The 16,732-nt window shown below is 60.8% G+C and carries 13 protein-coding genes; 8 read left to right on the forward strand and 5 right to left on the reverse strand.

Features of this window, described 5'->3' with window-relative positions; translation table 11 throughout:
* The first annotated feature begins 1 nt into the window (after position 1).
* Entirely contained in the window at positions 2 to 874 is an 873-nt protein-coding gene (locus tag LOM8899_RS21205) for a LysR family transcriptional regulator (protein ID WP_093994247.1), read from the forward strand.
* A gap of 2 nt (positions 875 to 876) precedes the next feature.
* Here the strand turns inward: LOM8899_RS21205 and LOM8899_RS21210 are convergent, their stop codons facing one another.
* From LOM8899_RS21210 to LOM8899_RS21220, 3 genes are read right to left on the reverse strand one after another with little or no spacing between them, the layout of a single operon-like run.
* A complete protein-coding gene (locus tag LOM8899_RS21210; protein ID WP_211096248.1) occupies positions 877 to 3,882 on the reverse strand; it encodes an aminotransferase class III-fold pyridoxal phosphate-dependent enzyme in 3,006 nt (1,001 codons plus the stop codon).
* Between the two features lie 41 nt (positions 3,883 to 3,923).
* Positions 3,924 to 4,625 carry a histidine utilization transcriptional repressor HutC gene (gene hutC / locus LOM8899_RS21215; protein ID WP_072704116.1) on the reverse strand — a complete coding sequence of 234 codons (702 nt, stop codon included), beginning with the start codon at positions 4,623 to 4,625 and terminating at the stop codon, positions 3,924 to 3,926.
* Positions 4,622 to 5,992, reverse strand: coding sequence for a formimidoylglutamate deiminase (locus tag LOM8899_RS21220; RefSeq protein ID WP_093994248.1), 1,371 nt, complete (start codon positions 5,990 to 5,992; stop codon positions 4,622 to 4,624). Before LOM8899_RS21220 ends, hutC begins: the two co-directional genes overlap by 4 nt.
* Positions 5,993 to 6,067: 75 nt before the next feature.
* Here LOM8899_RS21220 and hutI point away from each other — a divergent pair, with 75 nt between their 5' ends.
* The 6 genes from hutI to LOM8899_RS21250 are packed head-to-tail and all read left to right on the forward strand — an operon-like array spanning position 6,068 to position 13,426.
* Complete coding sequence (gene hutI, locus LOM8899_RS21225; protein ID WP_072704121.1) at positions 6,068 to 7,261, forward strand: imidazolonepropionase; 1,194 nt, start codon at positions 6,068 to 6,070, stop codon at positions 7,259 to 7,261.
* Positions 7,258 to 8,799 carry a histidine ammonia-lyase gene (hutH, locus tag LOM8899_RS21230; RefSeq protein ID WP_093994249.1) on the forward strand — a complete coding sequence of 514 codons (1,542 nt, stop codon included), beginning with the start codon at positions 7,258 to 7,260 and terminating at the stop codon, positions 8,797 to 8,799. Before hutI ends, hutH begins: the two co-directional genes overlap by 4 nt.
* Positions 8,796 to 9,596, forward strand: a complete 801-nt coding sequence (gene hutG, locus LOM8899_RS21235; RefSeq protein ID WP_093994250.1) for an N-formylglutamate deformylase — start codon at positions 8,796 to 8,798, stop codon at positions 9,594 to 9,596. Before hutH ends, hutG begins: the two co-directional genes overlap by 4 nt.
* Positions 9,593 to 11,263: a urocanate hydratase gene (gene hutU / locus LOM8899_RS21240; protein WP_093994251.1), complete on the forward strand. Its 1,671-nt coding sequence runs from the start codon at positions 9,593 to 9,595 to the stop codon at positions 11,261 to 11,263. Before hutG ends, hutU begins: the two co-directional genes overlap by 4 nt.
* Before the next feature lie 3 nt (positions 11,264 to 11,266).
* Positions 11,267 to 12,307 carry an aromatic ring-hydroxylating dioxygenase subunit alpha gene (locus LOM8899_RS21245; RefSeq protein ID WP_093994252.1) on the forward strand — a complete coding sequence of 347 codons (1,041 nt, stop codon included), beginning with the start codon at positions 11,267 to 11,269 and terminating at the stop codon, positions 12,305 to 12,307.
* Positions 12,308 to 12,349: 42 nt separating this feature from the next.
* Positions 12,350 to 13,426 carry a GlxA family transcriptional regulator gene (locus LOM8899_RS21250; RefSeq protein ID WP_228069645.1) on the forward strand — a complete coding sequence of 359 codons (1,077 nt, stop codon included), beginning with the start codon at positions 12,350 to 12,352 and terminating at the stop codon, positions 13,424 to 13,426.
* A 39-nt stretch (positions 13,427 to 13,465) separates the two neighbouring features.
* Here the strand turns inward: LOM8899_RS21250 and LOM8899_RS21255 are convergent, their stop codons facing one another.
* On the reverse strand, positions 13,466 to 14,668 hold the full coding sequence (locus LOM8899_RS21255; protein ID WP_093994253.1) for an aminopeptidase P family protein: 1,203 nt from the start codon (positions 14,666 to 14,668) through the stop codon (positions 13,466 to 13,468).
* 266 nt (positions 14,669 to 14,934) lie between these two features.
* Positions 14,935 to 16,131: a kynureninase gene (gene kynU, locus LOM8899_RS21260; protein ID WP_211096249.1), complete on the reverse strand. Its 1,197-nt coding sequence runs from the start codon at positions 16,129 to 16,131 to the stop codon at positions 14,935 to 14,937.
* Positions 16,132 to 16,199: 68 nt separating this feature from the next.
* Here kynU and LOM8899_RS24020 point away from each other — a divergent pair.
* Positions 16,200 to 16,732: hypothetical protein (locus LOM8899_RS24020; RefSeq protein ID WP_442345831.1), on the forward strand; the 533-nt coding region annotated here is incomplete at its 3' end.

Below are 16,732 nucleotides of genomic sequence, written 5' to 3' on the forward strand. Positions count from 1 at the left end.
CATGTTAAACATTACCCTGCGCCAGTATGAATATATCGTCGGCGTTGCCGACGCAGGCAGTCTGACCAAAGCAGCGGCGCAACTGAATGTGTCGCAGCCATCGCTTTCGGTCGCAATCACTCGGGTCGAACAACACCTAGGGAGAGCGATCTTCCTGCGCGGAAAAGGGTCAGCAATCGAGATCACCCCTTTCGGGCACCGTCTCATTGCGCAGGCGCGGTCCCTGTTGACGCTTGCAACCGAGATTGAGCAGGGCCACGACGCTACGCATACTTGGGGCGTTGGCTGTTTTGCAGACATCGCGCCGTGGTATCTGGCGCCCGCGCTCAAACGACTTGCGGACCGTTTTCCAGCATTGTCCTTTTCGGGACGCGAAGGGCGTTTTGCGGATCTGGCGCGCGATTTGGCCGAAGGACTGTTGGACTTCGTGATTTCCTATGATGTTGGGTTCGAAGGGAATTTCATGCGCCGCAAGCTGACCGATATTGCGCCTGTGGCTTTTGTCGAAATTGATCATCCCCTGACCGGACGGGATGAGCTGGAACTGTCCGACCTCGAGGGCATACCCCTGATCCTGTTCAATGAGGACCTGTCGCAGGGATTCATGCGCGATCTGTTCGCGCGGATGCACCTGACACCGGTGATCCAGCAAAAGGTGGCATCGCTGGAGATGATGCGATCGCTGGCTGCCAATGGTGTGGGTGTCGGCATCAGCTATTCCCGCCCGCCCGGTGATCTGAGCTATGACGGCAAACCCCTTGTGACCGTGCCGATTGCCACGCCACAGGCGAAAACAGAGATCTCCCTGATCTGGTCAAGCCTGCGGGAAGACAGCCCCGATTTCCGCGCCATACTTGATGTGCTTTCACCGTGAAGTCAGGCACATTCGCCAAGGACCTGATCCAGAACAGCGATGATCATCCCCGCATCCTCCGCCTCAATTGTCAGCGGCGGGCGGAACTTGAGGATATTGTCCCTTGGCCCCTCACTGCCGATGAGGATGCGGTGATCGCGCATGCGGTTCTTGACGTAGGCGCATATCTCTGTGGCCTCAGAGCCATCGGTCCGGATCAGTTCCACACCCAGAAACAGCCCCATGCCGCGCACGTCGCCCACGCAATCATGTTTCGCTTCCAGCGCTTTCAGACCTGCCATCAACTGGCCGCCGATCACGCGGGCGTTTTCCTGCAAGCCTTCATCGTCCACGATCTGCAGCACCTCACGTCCGATCCGGCAGGACAGGGTTGAGCCTCCGAAGGTCGAGAAAAACTCGATCCCGTTGTCAAAGCTCTCCGCAATTGCCTTGGTCGTGACGACCACTCCCATTGGATGCCCATTGCCAATTGGTTTGCCCAGCACGACGACGTCCGGCAGCACCTCTTGGTGTTCGAAGCCGAAATAGTATTCACCCAATCTCCCCAGCCCGGTCTGCACTTCGTCCGCGATGCAGATGCCGCCCGCCGCGCGGACCTTGGCATAGACCGCCGACAGATAGCCTTTGGGCGGAATGATCTGACCGCCAACCGACGGGAAGGTTTCGGCGATGAACCCCGCGACGCCCTGCCCTTTTTGCCGCAAGGACGCGATCGCAGGATCGACAAGGTCTGCGAATTTCTGGGCGCGCTCAGGGTCGTTGCGGCGGAACGAGCCGCGGTAGTCATCTGCGATTTCCACCAGCTCCACCCAATCGGCCTGGCCAACACCGCCTGGCTTGTTGAACTTGTAAGCAGAAATATCGACCGCACCCGTAGTGTTCCCGTGATAGCCATGATCGGGCGTGACCATACCTTTGGCACCGGTGTGCGCCCGCGCTAGCCGCAGAGCCAACTCGTTCGCTTCAGACCCCGAGTTCACGAAATAGCAGACCTGCAAGTGGCCGGGCATCTTGGACAGGATCTTGTCCGCAAAAGCGGTCTGCGCGGGATGCAGATAACGCGTATTGGAATTGATCCGCCTGAGCTGATCCGCCGCCACCGCCTGAATGCGCGGATGGGCGTGGCCCACATGCGGCACATTATTGTAGGCGTCGAGATAGGGGCGGCCCCATTCGTCAAAGAGATGGTGCCGCCAGCCGCGCACCAGCATCACGGGGTCATCATAGGTCAGGCTGAGATTGCCGCCGAAATGCGCCTCACGACCCTGCCTGATCCCAGCCTTGTCTGTCGGGACATAGCAAAGCTTGTCGTCGGGCAGGTTCAGCAAGGCGGCCGGGTTGGGACAGACCGCGCGCCACAGATACATCTCGTCAGGATCGCCCACACCGGGCCAGTCGGCCTCGATCCCTTCAGTGGTCAGCGCAAGCTGGAAATGCACATGCGGTGCCCAGCCGCCATTCATGCTTGGATCACCAAGGCGGCAGAATTCCTCACCTTTCTCGATCACCTGACCCACGCGCAGGCGGTCCAGAAACTCTGGGTCGAGGTGCCCATAGAGCGTGAAGAACGGATCACCCTCGGGCGTTTCATGGCGCAGGATGATCACCCCACCGTAATCCAGATGCCCCGCGCGATACTCCGCGATGAACACTTCGCCCCGCAAAGGCGCGAACATTGGCGTCCCGGCGGGTGCAAACACATCGACGGCCAGATGCACCGTGCGGCGGTCGCTGGCCTTCCATGGCCCCTTGCGAAAGGCAGGCTCGGCATAGATCAGGCGTGGCTCGTGATAGTAGCCCAGCCACATGCGCCCGTGATCCTCGAATTCCTCGCCCACGCGGGCGGCTTCTTCCAGGGGCATATGAAACGGGTTCTGCGGCCAGGCCGATTCCTCGACGGACAAGGACCCCAATGGGGCCTGCGACAGATCGCACCCCATCAGGGGCGCGAAATGCCCGCGTTCCCGGTCAAGCCATGTCGCCACACGGTCCGCCCCTTCGACCACGGGCAGGCCGCAGGCAGCACGCAGCCTTGCGCTGAGCAATCCGCCGTGCAGCGCGCAGCCTTCCAGGAACCGCCACGCGGGCGCCTGCGAAATCGTGACATAGGGGTCATCGGGGTTCTCTGCGGCCATCAAGGTGGAGTTCACAACGCTGACCGCCAGCCGCATCCGCATCAGCGGCCAGATCAAGTCCACCTCTTGCGCCGCAAGCGGATTGGCCTCGTGATAACCCGCGACAAGGGCCGCCAACGCGGCTTCGGGCTTTGGATGATCCAGCACGATGTAGGCCGCAGCAATGGCCAAATCGCACACACGCGGGGCGGCGCACATATCGCCAAGATCAATCAGGCCGGACACGCGGCGCGCGTCGTTCCATGTGCCCTCGACCAGGATGTTGTAGTCATTGGCGTCGTTGTGGATCGCCTGATGCGGCAGGGCATCCAGCGCAGGCTTCAGCGCCGCGAACCGGGCATGGATCCCCTCGACGATCCGACGCCGCGCCGGATCGGGGATGCAACCCGTTTGATCCGCGATCCACCCGGCGCGCATCAGATCCCATTTGAAATCACGCACCAAACCGGCATGCTCGAAATCTGCCAGCGCCAGGGCCGTCCCGCCCAGCACCTGCCCGATCTGGTGGATCAGCGCCCGACTTTTTGGCGCCACATGGGCATAGCAGCGCCCTGGCAGTTGGCGCAGAACCCAGGCTAGGCGTTCCGCGCCTGTCTCGTCCTTCAAAGTCACAACCGATGCGCCCCCGGCGGCCCGTACAACCACCGGACACGGCAGGTCAGGTCGTTTCGCGGTGATGTGCTCGAAGGCGCTGACCTGCATATCCACCAGCCACGCTTCGCATCCCGTGCGCATGACCTTGAGGATGTACCCGCTGTCATCATCGGCTTTCGCCAGAAAATTCAGATCATACTCACCGTCAAGCGGGCTCAGCTCCGCAGTGATGCCCCAATGCTGTGCCAGGGCCGTCTGCCAATGCTGGATGTGCCGCATGGAAATGTCCTTGGTTCTGGAAAAGCCGAAACGCGGGCCACCTAGATTTGCGTGCGCAGTTTGTAGCCGGGCGCAAAAAGCAGCCTGACCTTTGTGACGGATACCGCATTGTCCCAAGTCACCCGGTCAATGGCAAACAAGGCGCTGTGGGGGGCGATCCCAAGCACCTCCGCATCCTGCTGGTCGGCCTGCACGGCGGAAAAGGCGATATCCCCGTGCGTGTAGGGCGCGTGTTGCATCAACCATTCGTTGGCGCTGAGCACATCGAACGGTTCCGCCGCAGCGTCGGGGACCACGCTTGTATTGATCCACCTGTCTTCGACAGCATAGGCCGCGTCATCGGCCAGATGCAGCGCGCGCAGATTCAGCAGCTTGTCTTGCGCTCTGGTTTTCATCGTCCCGCTGACAGGGGCCGGCGGCACGGCAACGCTGCGCGAAATCAATTGATAGCCGTAGGTCGCGCCGTGTTCCTCGACCTCATGCCGGATCACCGCGATATCAAGCGTTGCCTTGGCAACCGGTTGCGCGGCAACCCGAGTACCCGCCTTGCGTTTGCGGTCAAGCCAACCGCTTTCAGCCAAGGATCGCAAGGCACGGTTCACCGTGGACCGGGCGCAGCCAAACTCGATCGCCAGATCGGCTTCGTTGGGGATCAGGGCGCCGGGCGGCCATTCGCGGGCATGAATGCGGCGCAGGACTTCGTCCTGCACGCTTTGCCAGTTCCGAAACGTGGGCGAGTTCACAAGGCGTCTCTCAATGCGTCAATCGTGCGTTTATAGGCAGCGACAATACTGGTGCGCTGCACATGCCGGCCGTGCTTTACCATATGGCGGCCAGCGGACCAAACATCCGTCACCAGGCGATCGTCGCCTGCGAAAATCCAGGCGTCCAGCGCGGTGTCGAGCTGCCTGCCCCACATATGTTCAGAGAGTGTATCCAGCGCCAGCATATCGGCCCAGCATCCCGCCTCGATGCGCCCGGTCTTTCGGCCAGAGGCCTGTGCGCCGCCTTGCAGCATCCCGTCGAACATTCGCCGACCGGTCGATTTGTCCGGCGTCGCCAGTGCTGCGCGCGTGCCGTCGCGCAGGCGTTGCGAGTAATCCAGCGTGCGCAATTCCTCGCTTAGCGAAATGCGGATGTTGCTGTCTGACCCGATGGCAAAAGCCCCGCCATTGTCCAGCCAGCGCACCGCGTCAAAGATCCCGTCCCCCAGACTGCTTTCAGTGATCGGACACAGACCGGCGACGGCACCGGAACGGGCCAGCGCGATGGTCTCGTCCGGTGTCATTTGGGTGCAATGGATCAGGCACCAGCGCCCATCCAACTGCATGTTATCGAGCGCCCAGGCCACCGGCCGCGCGCCCCAATGCGCCTCAACCTCAGCAACCTCTGCGCGTTGTTCGGCAAGGTGCATGTGAATGGGTCCATCGGGAAAGGCGGTGTTGTAGCCCTTGAGATCCTCGATCCCGACCGCGCGCAGGGAATGCGGGGCGACACCGATGGCGCTGTCGGCGGATGCTTGTTTGATGTGGGCCGCTGCCGCGTCATGAAGCGTTTGAAACTGTTCGAACGTATTGCCGAACCGGATTTGCCCCGCGCTCAGCCCGCGTTGATCACAGCCGCCGAACTGATAGTGCACAGGCAGCAGGCACAGCCCCATGCCGGTGCGATCCGACGCCGCGACGACACGGGCGGATGTTTCCGCGATATCGTCATAGGCAACGCCACCGGGCTGGTGATGCAGATAGTGGAATTCGACCGACGCGCCGTAGCCCGCTTCAAGCATTTCCATCTGCACAAAGGCGGTGATCGTCTCGATATGCTCGGGCGTCAGACGGTCCAGAAAGCGGAACATGAGCTGCCGCCAGGTCCAGAAGCTGTCGCTTGGATCAGGGCCACGGCGTTCTGTCAGGCCCGCCATGGCGCGTTGAAACGCATGGCTGTGCACGTTGACCGGCGCGGGCAGCAGCAGCGGAACCTGCGTGGCCTGATCCGGCGCAGAGGCCCCGCGTTGCACGCCGCCGATCCGGCCCTGCCCGTCAATCTCGACAAGCACTTTGTTCGCCCAGCCGGTCGGCAACAAGGCCGTTTCAGCCCAGATCATCTGCATGGCACACTCCGCTTGACAGATTATTATGTACGCACATAAAGACATTAAGCACCGTAATTTGCAAGTGAGTCGGCCATGCTCCTGACGAATGCCACGATCGCGACACTGAAAGACAACCAGACCTACGGTCTGATCGAAGACGGCGCGATTGCCCTTGCGAATGCCCGCATTGCCTGGGTCGGTCGGGCGGCAGAGCGTCCCGCAGCCTATGCCGACGCGCAAACGCATGATCTGGGCGGACGGCTTGTCACGCCCGCGCTGATCGACTGTCACACGCATGTTGTCTTTGGTGGCAACCGGGCGGCGGAGTTTGAGCTGCGCCTGAACGGAGCCAGTTATGAAGAGGTGGCCCGCGCAGGCGGCGGGATCGTATCCACCGTGTCGGCAACCCGCGCGGCCTCCGAGGACGCGCTCTTGGCCGATGCGCTGACCCGCGTGGACGCTCTGATCGCGGAAGGCATCACCCTGATCGAGGTGAAGTCCGGCTACGGTCTGAATCAGGACACCGAGTTGAAGATGCTGCGCGTGGCCCGTCAGATCGCGCAGGCGCGGCCTGTCGAAGTGCGCACCAGCTTTCTTGGTGCCCATGCTGTGCCGCCCGAATACAAGGGCAGGCCCGACGCCTATATCGACGAGATCTGCATTCCCACCCTGCGCGCCGCCCATGCCGAAGGGCTGGTCGATGCGGTGGATGGGTTTTGCGAGGGCATCGCCTTTGACACAGGCCAGATCGCCCGCGTCTTTGACGTCGCCGTGGAATTGGGGCTGCCGGTCAAGCTGCATGCCGAGCAGTTGTCAAACATCGGCGGCACGCAGCTTGCCGCAGAATACGGCGCGCTCAGCGCGGATCATGTGGAATATGCCACCGATGCGGATGCGCAAGCCCTGGCGGCGTCTGGCACGGTGGCTGTCGTGCTGCCCGGCGCGTTCTACACCCTGCGCGAAACCCAAAGCCCGCCGATCCAGTCCTTTCGCAATCACGGCGTGCCGATGGCGCTGGCCACCGATTGCAACCCCGGCTCATCCCCGCTGACCTCGCCCCTGCTGGCGATGAACATGGCCTGCACGCTGTTTCGCATGACACCGCTTGAGGCCTTGCTGGGTATGACCGCCCATGCGGCGGCGGCTTTGGGCATGGCCGATCGCGGGCGCATCACCGCAGGGGCGCAGGCCGATCTGTGTGTCTGGGACGTGACCCACCCGGCAGAACTTGCCTACCGCATTGGGTTCAACCCGCTTCACCAACGCATCTTCAGGGGATCGCTATGACAATCACGATTACGCCGGGTGTCGCAACCCTGGCCCAGTTGCAGGACATCTGGGCCAAAGGCCATGCTGTCGCGCTAGACCCTGCCTGCCATGCCGGCATCGCCGCTGCGCAGAAACTGGTGACAAAGGCCGCCAACGGTGACGCGGCGGTTTACGGCGTCAACACTGGGTTTGGCAAACTGGCCAGCGTCAAGATCGCGGCAAAAGACGTGGCCACTCTGCAGCGCAACCTGATCCTGTCCCACTGCTGCGGTGTCGGAGAGCCATTGGACGAACCCACGACGCGACTGATGATGGTGCTCAAGCTGTTGTCGCTGGGGCGCGGTGCCTCTGGCGTTGCCATGACCACAGTCGAGATCCTTCAAGACATGCTTGCGCGCGGCGTCACGCCGGTGATTCCCAGCCAGGGGTCGGTTGGCGCGTCCGGCGATCTGGCCCCGCTCGCCCATATGGCCGCAGCGATGATCGGAGAGGGTGAAGCCACCTATGACGGCACCCGCATGCCGGCCGGTGAGGCGCTGGCCAAGGCGGGGATCACGCCCATTGTTCTGGGTCCCAAAGAGGGGCTGGCCCTGATCAACGGCACGCAATTCTCGACCGCTTGCGCGCTGGTGGGTCTGTGGGGCGCCTGGCGTAATGCCGCGACCAGCGTGCTGACCTGTGCGCTGTCCACCGACGCGATCATGGGCTCCACCGCGCCTTTGCAGGATGCCATCCACACCCTGCGCGGCCATGCCGGCCAGATCGCTGTGGCCCGCGCCCAACGCGCGCTGATGGAGGGCTCGGAAATCCGCGAAAGCCACCAGGACGGCGACACCCGCGTGCAAGACCCTTATTGCATCCGCTGCCAGCCACAGGTGACGGGCGCCGCGATGGACCTGCTGCATTTCGCGGCGCGCACGCTTGAGGTTGAGGCCAACGCTGTCACCGACAATCCGTTGGTTCTGGTCGAGGACGATCTGATCGTCTCGGGTGGGAATTTCCACGCGGAGCCCGTTGGTTTTGCCGCTGATCAGATCGCTGTCGCCATTTCCGAGATTGGCGCGATTGCACAGCGGCGCGTGGCTTTGATGGTGGATCCAACGCTCAGCTTTGATCTGCCGCCCTTCCTGACGCCTGATCCCGGCCTCAACTCCGGCCTGATGATCGCCGAGGTGACGACTGCCGCATTGATGAGCGAAAACAAGCATCTGGCGAACCCCTGCACCACCGACAGTACGCCCACCTCTGCCAACCAGGAAGATCACGTGAGCATGGCAGCCCATGCCGCGCGCCGCCTGTTGCGGATGAACGCGAACCTGAACGTGATCCTCGGGGTGGAGGCGATGTGCGGTGCGCAGGGCATCGAATTCCGCGCGCCCCTGCAAACCAGCGCACCGCTTCAGGTGGCGATGGCAACCTTGCGCGAGGCCGTGCCCAGCCTTGCCGAAGACCGCTACATGGCGCCCTCACTTGAGGCGGCCGCTGCTCTGGTGGAAAACGGTGCGTTGGCCGCGTCTGTGGACCTGCCTGCCTTTGTCAGAGGGTACGCGGCATGAATCCGGTTTCCGTTACCCAGGGCAGCGGCCCTGTCGTTCTGGGCCTGCCGCACACAGGCACCTTCGTTCCTGACGCCATCATGGCGACGTTGAACGAAAATGGCCGCAAGCTGGCGGATACAGATTGGCATATCGACCGGCTCTATGCGGGCTTGCTGCCCGACGCGACGACCGTTACCGCCAATTTCCACCGCTACGTGATCGACGCCAATCGTGATCCGCAGGGGGAAAGCCTTTATCCCGGCCAGAACACGACAAGCCTGGTCCCGCTCACCGATTTCGACGGTGCCGCGATCTGGGCCGAACCGCCCACGGCGACGGATATCGACACCCGCCGCGCGGCTTTTCACGCGCCCTATCACGCGGCGCTGGAAGCCGAGCTGAAGCGCGTGCATGCCTTGCACGGCTGCGCGATCCTGTATGATTGCCACTCGATCCGGTCGCGCATTCCGTTCCTGTTTGAAGGCACCTTGCCGGATTTCAACATCGGCACGAACCAGGGGCGCACCTGTGCGCCAGCCGTTGAGCAATCCGCACGTCAGATCTGCGAAAGGGCCGCTGACTATTCCAGCACGTCCAATGGCCGGTTCAAGGGCGGCTGGACCACGCGGCATTATGGCCAGCCCGCACAGGGCGTCCATGCAATCCAGATGGAACTGGCACAGTCCACCTACCTGCAAGACGAAGCCGCGCCCTGGGCCTATGACGAAACCAAAGCGGCAAAGCTGCGCCCGCATCTGGCCGAAATCCTGACCACTCTGGCCGATCTGGCCCCGACCCTAGGAGGCACATCATGACCAACCCCCGCCACAACCTGCGCGACATATACCCCCCGACCGGCCCCGAGATCACCGCCAAAAGCTGGCTCACCGAGGCACCCATGCGGATGCTGATGAACAACCTGCATCCCGATGTAGCTGAAAACCCGCACGAGCTGGTCGTTTACGGCGGCATCGGCCGTGCCGCGCGCACCTGGGAAGACTTTGACGCCATCGTCGCGGCGCTCAAGGATCTGGACGATACACAAACGCTGCTGGTGCAATCGGGCAAACCCGTAGGCGTGTTCAACACGCACAAGGATGCGCCGCGCGTGTTGATCGCCAACTCCAATCTAGTGCCGCATTGGGCCACCTGGGATCATTTCAACGAGTTGGATAAAAAGGGCCTGGCGATGTACGGCCAGATGACCGCCGGGTCGTGGATCTACATCGGCACGCAGGGCATCGTGCAGGGCACCTATGAAACCTTCATGGAAGCGGGCCGCCAGCATTATGAAGGCAACCTGAAAGGTCGGTGGATCTTAACTGGGGGTCTTGGCGGCATGGGCGGCGCGCAGCCGCTGGCCGCGGTGATGGCGGGTGCATGCTGTCTGGCTGTCGAATGCGACGAGACCCGCGCCGATTTCCGTCTTCGCACGCGCTATGTGGATGAGAAAACGCACGATCTGGACGAAGCGCTTGCGATGATTGAGCGCTGGACTGCGGCGGGTGAAGCCAAGTCCGTGGCTCTGATCGGCAACGCCGCCGATGTTTTCCCCGAACTGGTCAAGCGCGGCGTCAGGCCGGATATGGTCACCGACCAGACCTCGGCCCACGATCCGGTCCACGGCTACCTGCCCCAAGGCTGGAGCGTTGCGGAGTGGCGCGAAAAGCAGGAAAGCGATCCCAAGGCTGTCGAGGCTGCCGCGCGCGCCTCGATGAAGATCCAGGTCGCGGCGATGGTCGATTTCTGGAACGCAGGCGTGCCGACGCTGGACTATGGCAACAACATCCGTCAGGTCGCGCAGGAGGAAGGGCTTGAGAACGCCTTTGCCTTCCCCGGCTTCGTGCCCGCCTATATCCGCCCGCTGTTTTGCCGCGGCGTCGGGCCGTTCCGCTGGTGCGCGCTGTCGGGTGATCCCGAGGACATCTACAAGACCGATGCCAAGGTCAAGGAACTGATCGACGACCCGCATCTGCACAACTGGCTCGATATGGCGCGCGAGCGGATCGCGTTTCAGGGCCTGCCCGCCCGCATCTGCTGGGTCGGTCTGGGCCTGCGCGACAAGCTCGGCCTTGCTTTCAACGAGATGGTGCGCAATGGCGAGTTGTCGGCACCTGTGGTCATTGGCCGCGATCACCTGGACAGTGGGTCGGTGGCTTCGCCCAACCGCGAAACCGAGGCGATGAAAGACGGCTCTGGCGCGGTTTCAGACTGGCCACTCCTGAATGCGATGCTGAACGTCGCAGGCGGCGCGACATGGGTGTCGCTGCACCACGGCGGCGGCGTCGGCATGGGGTTCTCGCAACACTCCGGCATGGTGATCTGCTGTGATGGCACCGAAGACGCGGATCGCCGGATCGCCAATGTCCTGTGGAATGATCCGGCCACCGGCGTCATGCGCCACGCCGACGCGGGCTATGACATCGCGCTGGACTGCGCGCGCGAAAAAGGGCTGAACTTGCCCGGCATTCTGGGGAGATAACACATGTTCCTGAAAAACGCCTGGTACGTCGCCGCCTGGGATCATGAGATAACCCGCGACTTGCAACAGATCATGGTGCTTGGCGAGAAAATCTGCGTGTTCCGCAGCGAGGTTGGCGCGCTTGTCGCCCTCGAAGACGCCTGCCCCCACCGCAAGCTGCCCCTGTCCAAAGGGCGCATCAAAGGCGATACTGTCGAATGCGGCTACCACGGCCTGACATTCAACTGCGTCGGCCAATGCGTCTGGGCGCCCGGATCCGGCGGAATCCCGTCCAATGCCAAGGTGCACGCCTATCCGTTGCACGAAAAATACGGGCTGGTCTGGATCTGGATGGGTAACCCCGCGCTGGCCGATCCGGCCGACATCTTCGAGATCGAGAATTACGACAACCCGGCCTGGGGCATCAATCGCGGTGCCGCGATGGAACTGGACTGCAACTATCTGCTGATGTGCGACAACCTGCTGGATCCGACCCACGTGGCATGGGTGCACCAAAGCAGCTTTGCCGCGGACGCCACCAAGGACACGCCGCTGCGGATCACCAAAACCGAAAATGGCGTGATCGTGCACCGCTGGATGATGGATCACGAACCCGCGCCATTTTACAGAAAAGTGGTGGAGTTCGAGGGCAACTGCGACCGCCTTCAGCATTACGAAGTGCGCCATCCGTCCCATGCGCTCATCAAGGCGGTGTTCACCCCCGCCGGCACCGGAGGGCCGGACGGTTCGTTGCACGAAAACACCTTCATCATGGACAGCTACAATTTCATGACCCCCACAGATGAGGGGCGGACGCGCTATTACTGGTTCCAATTGCGCAACATCAGGCCCGATGACGACGAGCTTTCCAGGATGATGTCCGAAGACGTTCAGCACGCTTTCGAAGAGGACAGGGACGTGCTGAACGAAGTGCAAAAGGGCATGAGCAACAAGACCTCGCCACATATTGATCTGCCCATTGACGGCGGGCAATTGCGCTTCCGCCGCCAGTTGCAGGCCATGATCAACGAAGAACGACAAGTCGACCGGCAAATGGCCGAATAGCGGTATGTGCCACTGGGTCCACCCCAAATTCTCGATGTCGGCTTGGACAAGGCCGCTCGGGCCATTAGCATTGCCGTTGTGGTGAACCAAAATGACCCTGATCTTGGCCTCGGACCTGAAGTAGTCCCGGAAGGTGCGTTTTTCTTCCCTGTGGAAGACTTCAAAGTACCTTTGGATCTGGGGTTCTTGCTCTTGCCGCGTTTCACGCTGCTGGCCTTCAGTGCTGCCCTTGATCCACTGCGTATCGCCAATCAGCTTGCGCAAAAGCCACTCTATCGATGGACCGTTTTTTCCGAGAATGGTCAGGCCATCACCTCATCTTCCGGGATGGATGTAAGCGTCCATGGCAGCCTGGATTCCTTGCCAAAAGACCTGCGTTTGCTGGTCTGCTCAGGCAATCAGGGGTTGGACGCGGCGTCAGACGCGACGGTTGCGCGGCTTCGCAAACACGTCCGCTTTGGTGGCAAGGTCGGGGGGATTTGTACGGGCGCCGCCACTCTTGCACGTGCAGGTTTGCTGAACGATCGCATCTTCACCATGCATTGGGAAAACCAGCCCGGGTTTGTGGAAAGGTATCCTGACTTGATCCCTTCGCCGAAGCGGTTCGAGATTGACGGTGATCTCTGGACATGTGGTGGCGGTGCTGCTGCAACCGAGATGATGCTTTCGATCATCCAGCGCGATTATGGTCGGGATTTCGCGATTGTCGTCTCTGACATGTGCCTCAACTACGGTGAATTGGCACCGCACGCAGCACAAAGGTCCTCACTTGCTCGCGCGCTAAGTACCCGCAACGCCAAATTGGTTCAGGTCGTTCAGGCGATGTACAACAATATCGAAGAGCCGGTATCCTTTGATGAGCTGAGTGAGATAACCGGGCTGTCTCGTCGACAGATCGAGCGTCAATTCAAGCAATATTTGGGGGAAAGCCCCATGATTGCGTACCGCAACATCCGGCTGGATCGAGCACGCGCACTTGTCGTTGAAACTGATATGACTGTTGCGGAAATTGCCATTGCGAGCGGGTTCAGTTCTACTGGAGTACTTTCCCGCCACTACAAGGACCGGTTTGGAAACTCTCCTTCTGCGCACCAGAAAAACAAACAGAAAAGTGAATGAAGTGAGCAATAGTTATTGCTCACTTCAGATGTCTGCAAACTAGCCAACCACGTTGAACTCAGGGCCGTACGGATAACCCGTGATGTTTTCGTTGCCATCCTCGGTGATGACAAGGATGTCATGCTCGCGGTAGCCGCCTGCCCCGGGCTGACCTTCGGGAATGGTCAGCATCGGCTCCATCGAGATCACCATGCCCGGCTCAAGCACCGTATCGATGTCCTCGCGTAACTCCAGACCCGCCTCGCGGCCATAGTAGTGCGACAGAACGCCGAAGGAATGGCCGTACCCAAAGCTCCGGTACTGCAGCAGATCATGCTCTGCAAAGAAATCGTTGATCTTGTGCGTAACCTCGGCGCAAGTTGCACCCGGCTTCAGCAGGCTAATGCCTAGCTCATGCGCGGCGACGTTGGCTTCCCAGATTTTCAGACTGGCGGCGTCAACTTCTTCAACAAACAATGTCCGTTCCAGCGCGGTGTAGTAGCCTGAGATCATCGGGAAGGTGTTGAGCGACAGGATATCGCCACGCTCCAGAACGCGGGTTGTCACCGGGTTGTGGGCCCCATCGGTGTTGATGCCGGACTGGAACCAGACCCAGGTATCGCGGATCTCGCTGTCCGGAAAACGCCGGGCGATTTCCAACTCCATGGCATCACGGCCCGCCATCGCCACATCGACCTCGCGGACGCCTGCTTTGATCGCATCCTTGATCGCATAGCCACCCACGTCAGCGGTCGCAGCACCTGCGCGGATCAACTCAATCTCAGCCGCGGACTTGTGCATACGCAGTTTCATCGTCGTGGGCGCGATGTCTTTCTTCGCCGACGGGGCCAGGAATTCATCCAGCAAACCCAACTGCGCGTAGGATATGTGATCGCCTTCAAAGCCAATGACCTTGCCCGACCCTGTCACAGACTGGATCGCGCGCCAGTAGTTGTTCCGCTGCCAGTCAGTGTAGGTGATGTTGTCGCCATAACCGCGCCGCCACGGCTGCGCCGCGTCGATGCCAGCGCTGAAGGTCACGGTTTCAGTGGGCGTCACAACCTGTGCGTAGGGACGACCAAAGGAACAATAGAGGAAACCTGAATAATAGGCGACGTTGTGCATCGACGTCAGGACGCAAGCGTCGACGCCCATCTCAGCCATCTGCGCGCGCAGTTTGCCTAGGCGCGCCTCATATTCGGCATCTGAAAACGGCAGGGTCTTCTGACCCTGGTGAAAGCGGTAATGTTGTGGACGCTCCATCAATCCAACTCCTATCAAGCGTTTGAGCGATGGAGATGGAAATCTCTCCTCATCGCGCAAACGACAAAGCAAGATCCCGGCGTTCAGGATGGTGAAAGAGGGTGTGCACTTTGTGCTGGCGACGCCATCGCCGACCCTCGTCGCGCTGGTAAGATACTGACACGCAACCCGGCTAACACCTTCACGCCACTTCATGTCGCTTTTGGCAATTCTTCAGCCAATTTTTTCTTCGTTATCCGAGCCGTTGGCCTCATCGTGATGAGAGTCTACGTGACCAACGCGCGTTTCTGGAATTCCGCGTCCTTGAAGCGTTCTTCCTCAAGGATGCGTTCCAGCTTGTCGACGGCATCGATGATATCGGCCTCATTCACGAACAGCGGTGTGATGCCAAAGCGCATGACGTCAGGGGCCCGAAAATCACCAATCACGTTGTCAGCGATCAACGCTTGCATGGCGGCATAGCCGTGCTCGAATGCGAAGGACACGTGGCTGCCGCGCGCGGCCGGATCGCGCGGGCTGACCAACTTCAGGCCGGGGCATCGGGCTTCAACCTCGCGGATGAACAACTCTGACAGTTCGATGGACTTGGCGTGAACCTCGCCCATGTCGGCCTTGTCCCAGATGTCCAATGCAACCGACAAAAGCGCGAAGGACGCGATCGACGGTGTGCCGATGCGCATCCGCTCGATCTTGCCCGGCATCGGACGGTAGTCGGTGTCGAAGGCAAAAGGTGCCTCGTGGCCGTACCAGCCCGACAGGAACGGCTCTACCGTCTCCAGCAGGCGGGGCGCGACGTATATAAAAGCCGGGGCGCCAGGGCCGCCATTGAGGTATTTGTAGGTGCAGCCGATGGCGAAATCGGTGTCAAATCCGCCCACATCGACCGGCACCGCGCCCGCTGAATGCGCCAGGTCCCACACGACCACTGCCCCAACTGCATGCGCCTTTTCAATAACGGCTTTCATGTCATGGCGGCGGCCCGTTCGGTAATCCACTTCGGTCAGCATCACCACGCCGACCTCCTCGGTGATGGCCTCCATAACATCCTCGGGGGCGGGCGTGTGAAGGGTGTAGCCCGCATCCTTTAGTTTCATCAGCCCCTCGACCATATAAAGATCCGTGGGGAAATTGCCGCTGTCCGACAAAACCACGCGGCGCTCCGGCACCATGGCCATGCCGGCAGCAACGGCCTGAAACACTTTGATCGACAGCGTGTCGCCGACCACCGTGGTGCCCGCTCCCGCCCCAATCAAATGCCCGACGCGGTCACCCAGCGTGTTGGTCTGCGTGAACCAGTTTTTGGTATTCCAGCTCTTGATCAGCTCTGTACGCCATTCGTCGGTGAGAAAGTTGGTCATGGCAGGCACGGAGGCGCGCGGCATCGGGCCAAGTGAGTTGCCGTTCAGATAGATCATGCCTTCTGGCAGATCGAATTGCTGTCTTGTCCATTCAAAATCAGTCAATTTTTGTCCTTTCTCAACGTGTATGCGTCTTTCCTTCGCAACATGCCTGTCCGCTCTGACAGCCGTGCATGTCATTGTTGGGTTTCATTTCGATGCCCCGATTTTTGGGCGCATTCCAAAAATACCCGCAGCTTGCAGTCCTTGCAGATATTGTCGTCGGCACCAGCCACGGCGGCAGCAATGGCTTCGCCCTTGTTATTGTGCAGATTATCAGAGCCCAGCTCATCAAAGACGTGCAGTCTTTTCAGGATGCGCAGGGAAGGTGCGTTGGTCGTAGAAATATGAAAATCCGCTCCGGCCTTTCGCGCGCGCCGAATTTCTTTCAGCAGAAGACCTGCGCCAGACATGTCGATCTTCCAAAGCCCTTTCAGGCCCATCAGCTTGGTCTTGGGGATCGGGTTGGCAGCCTCCGCCTTGCGGAATTGCTGTTCAACATTCTTGTCGCTTTGCCCTTAAATCGGTTCTGCCTCAATTTGTGTGGCGCAACTATCCTGAGCTTGGAACATTCGGGAGGGATAGTCGTGATTTCAAAAAAGCACTGGTCGCCCGGGAGCGACGTTTCGGTTCAAGGCGTTAAGCGACGTGATTCCGGCGGGTGGCT

Source organism: Flavimaricola marinus, from assembly GCF_900184895.1.
Classification (GTDB): domain Bacteria; phylum Pseudomonadota; class Alphaproteobacteria; order Rhodobacterales; family Rhodobacteraceae; genus Flavimaricola; species Flavimaricola marinus.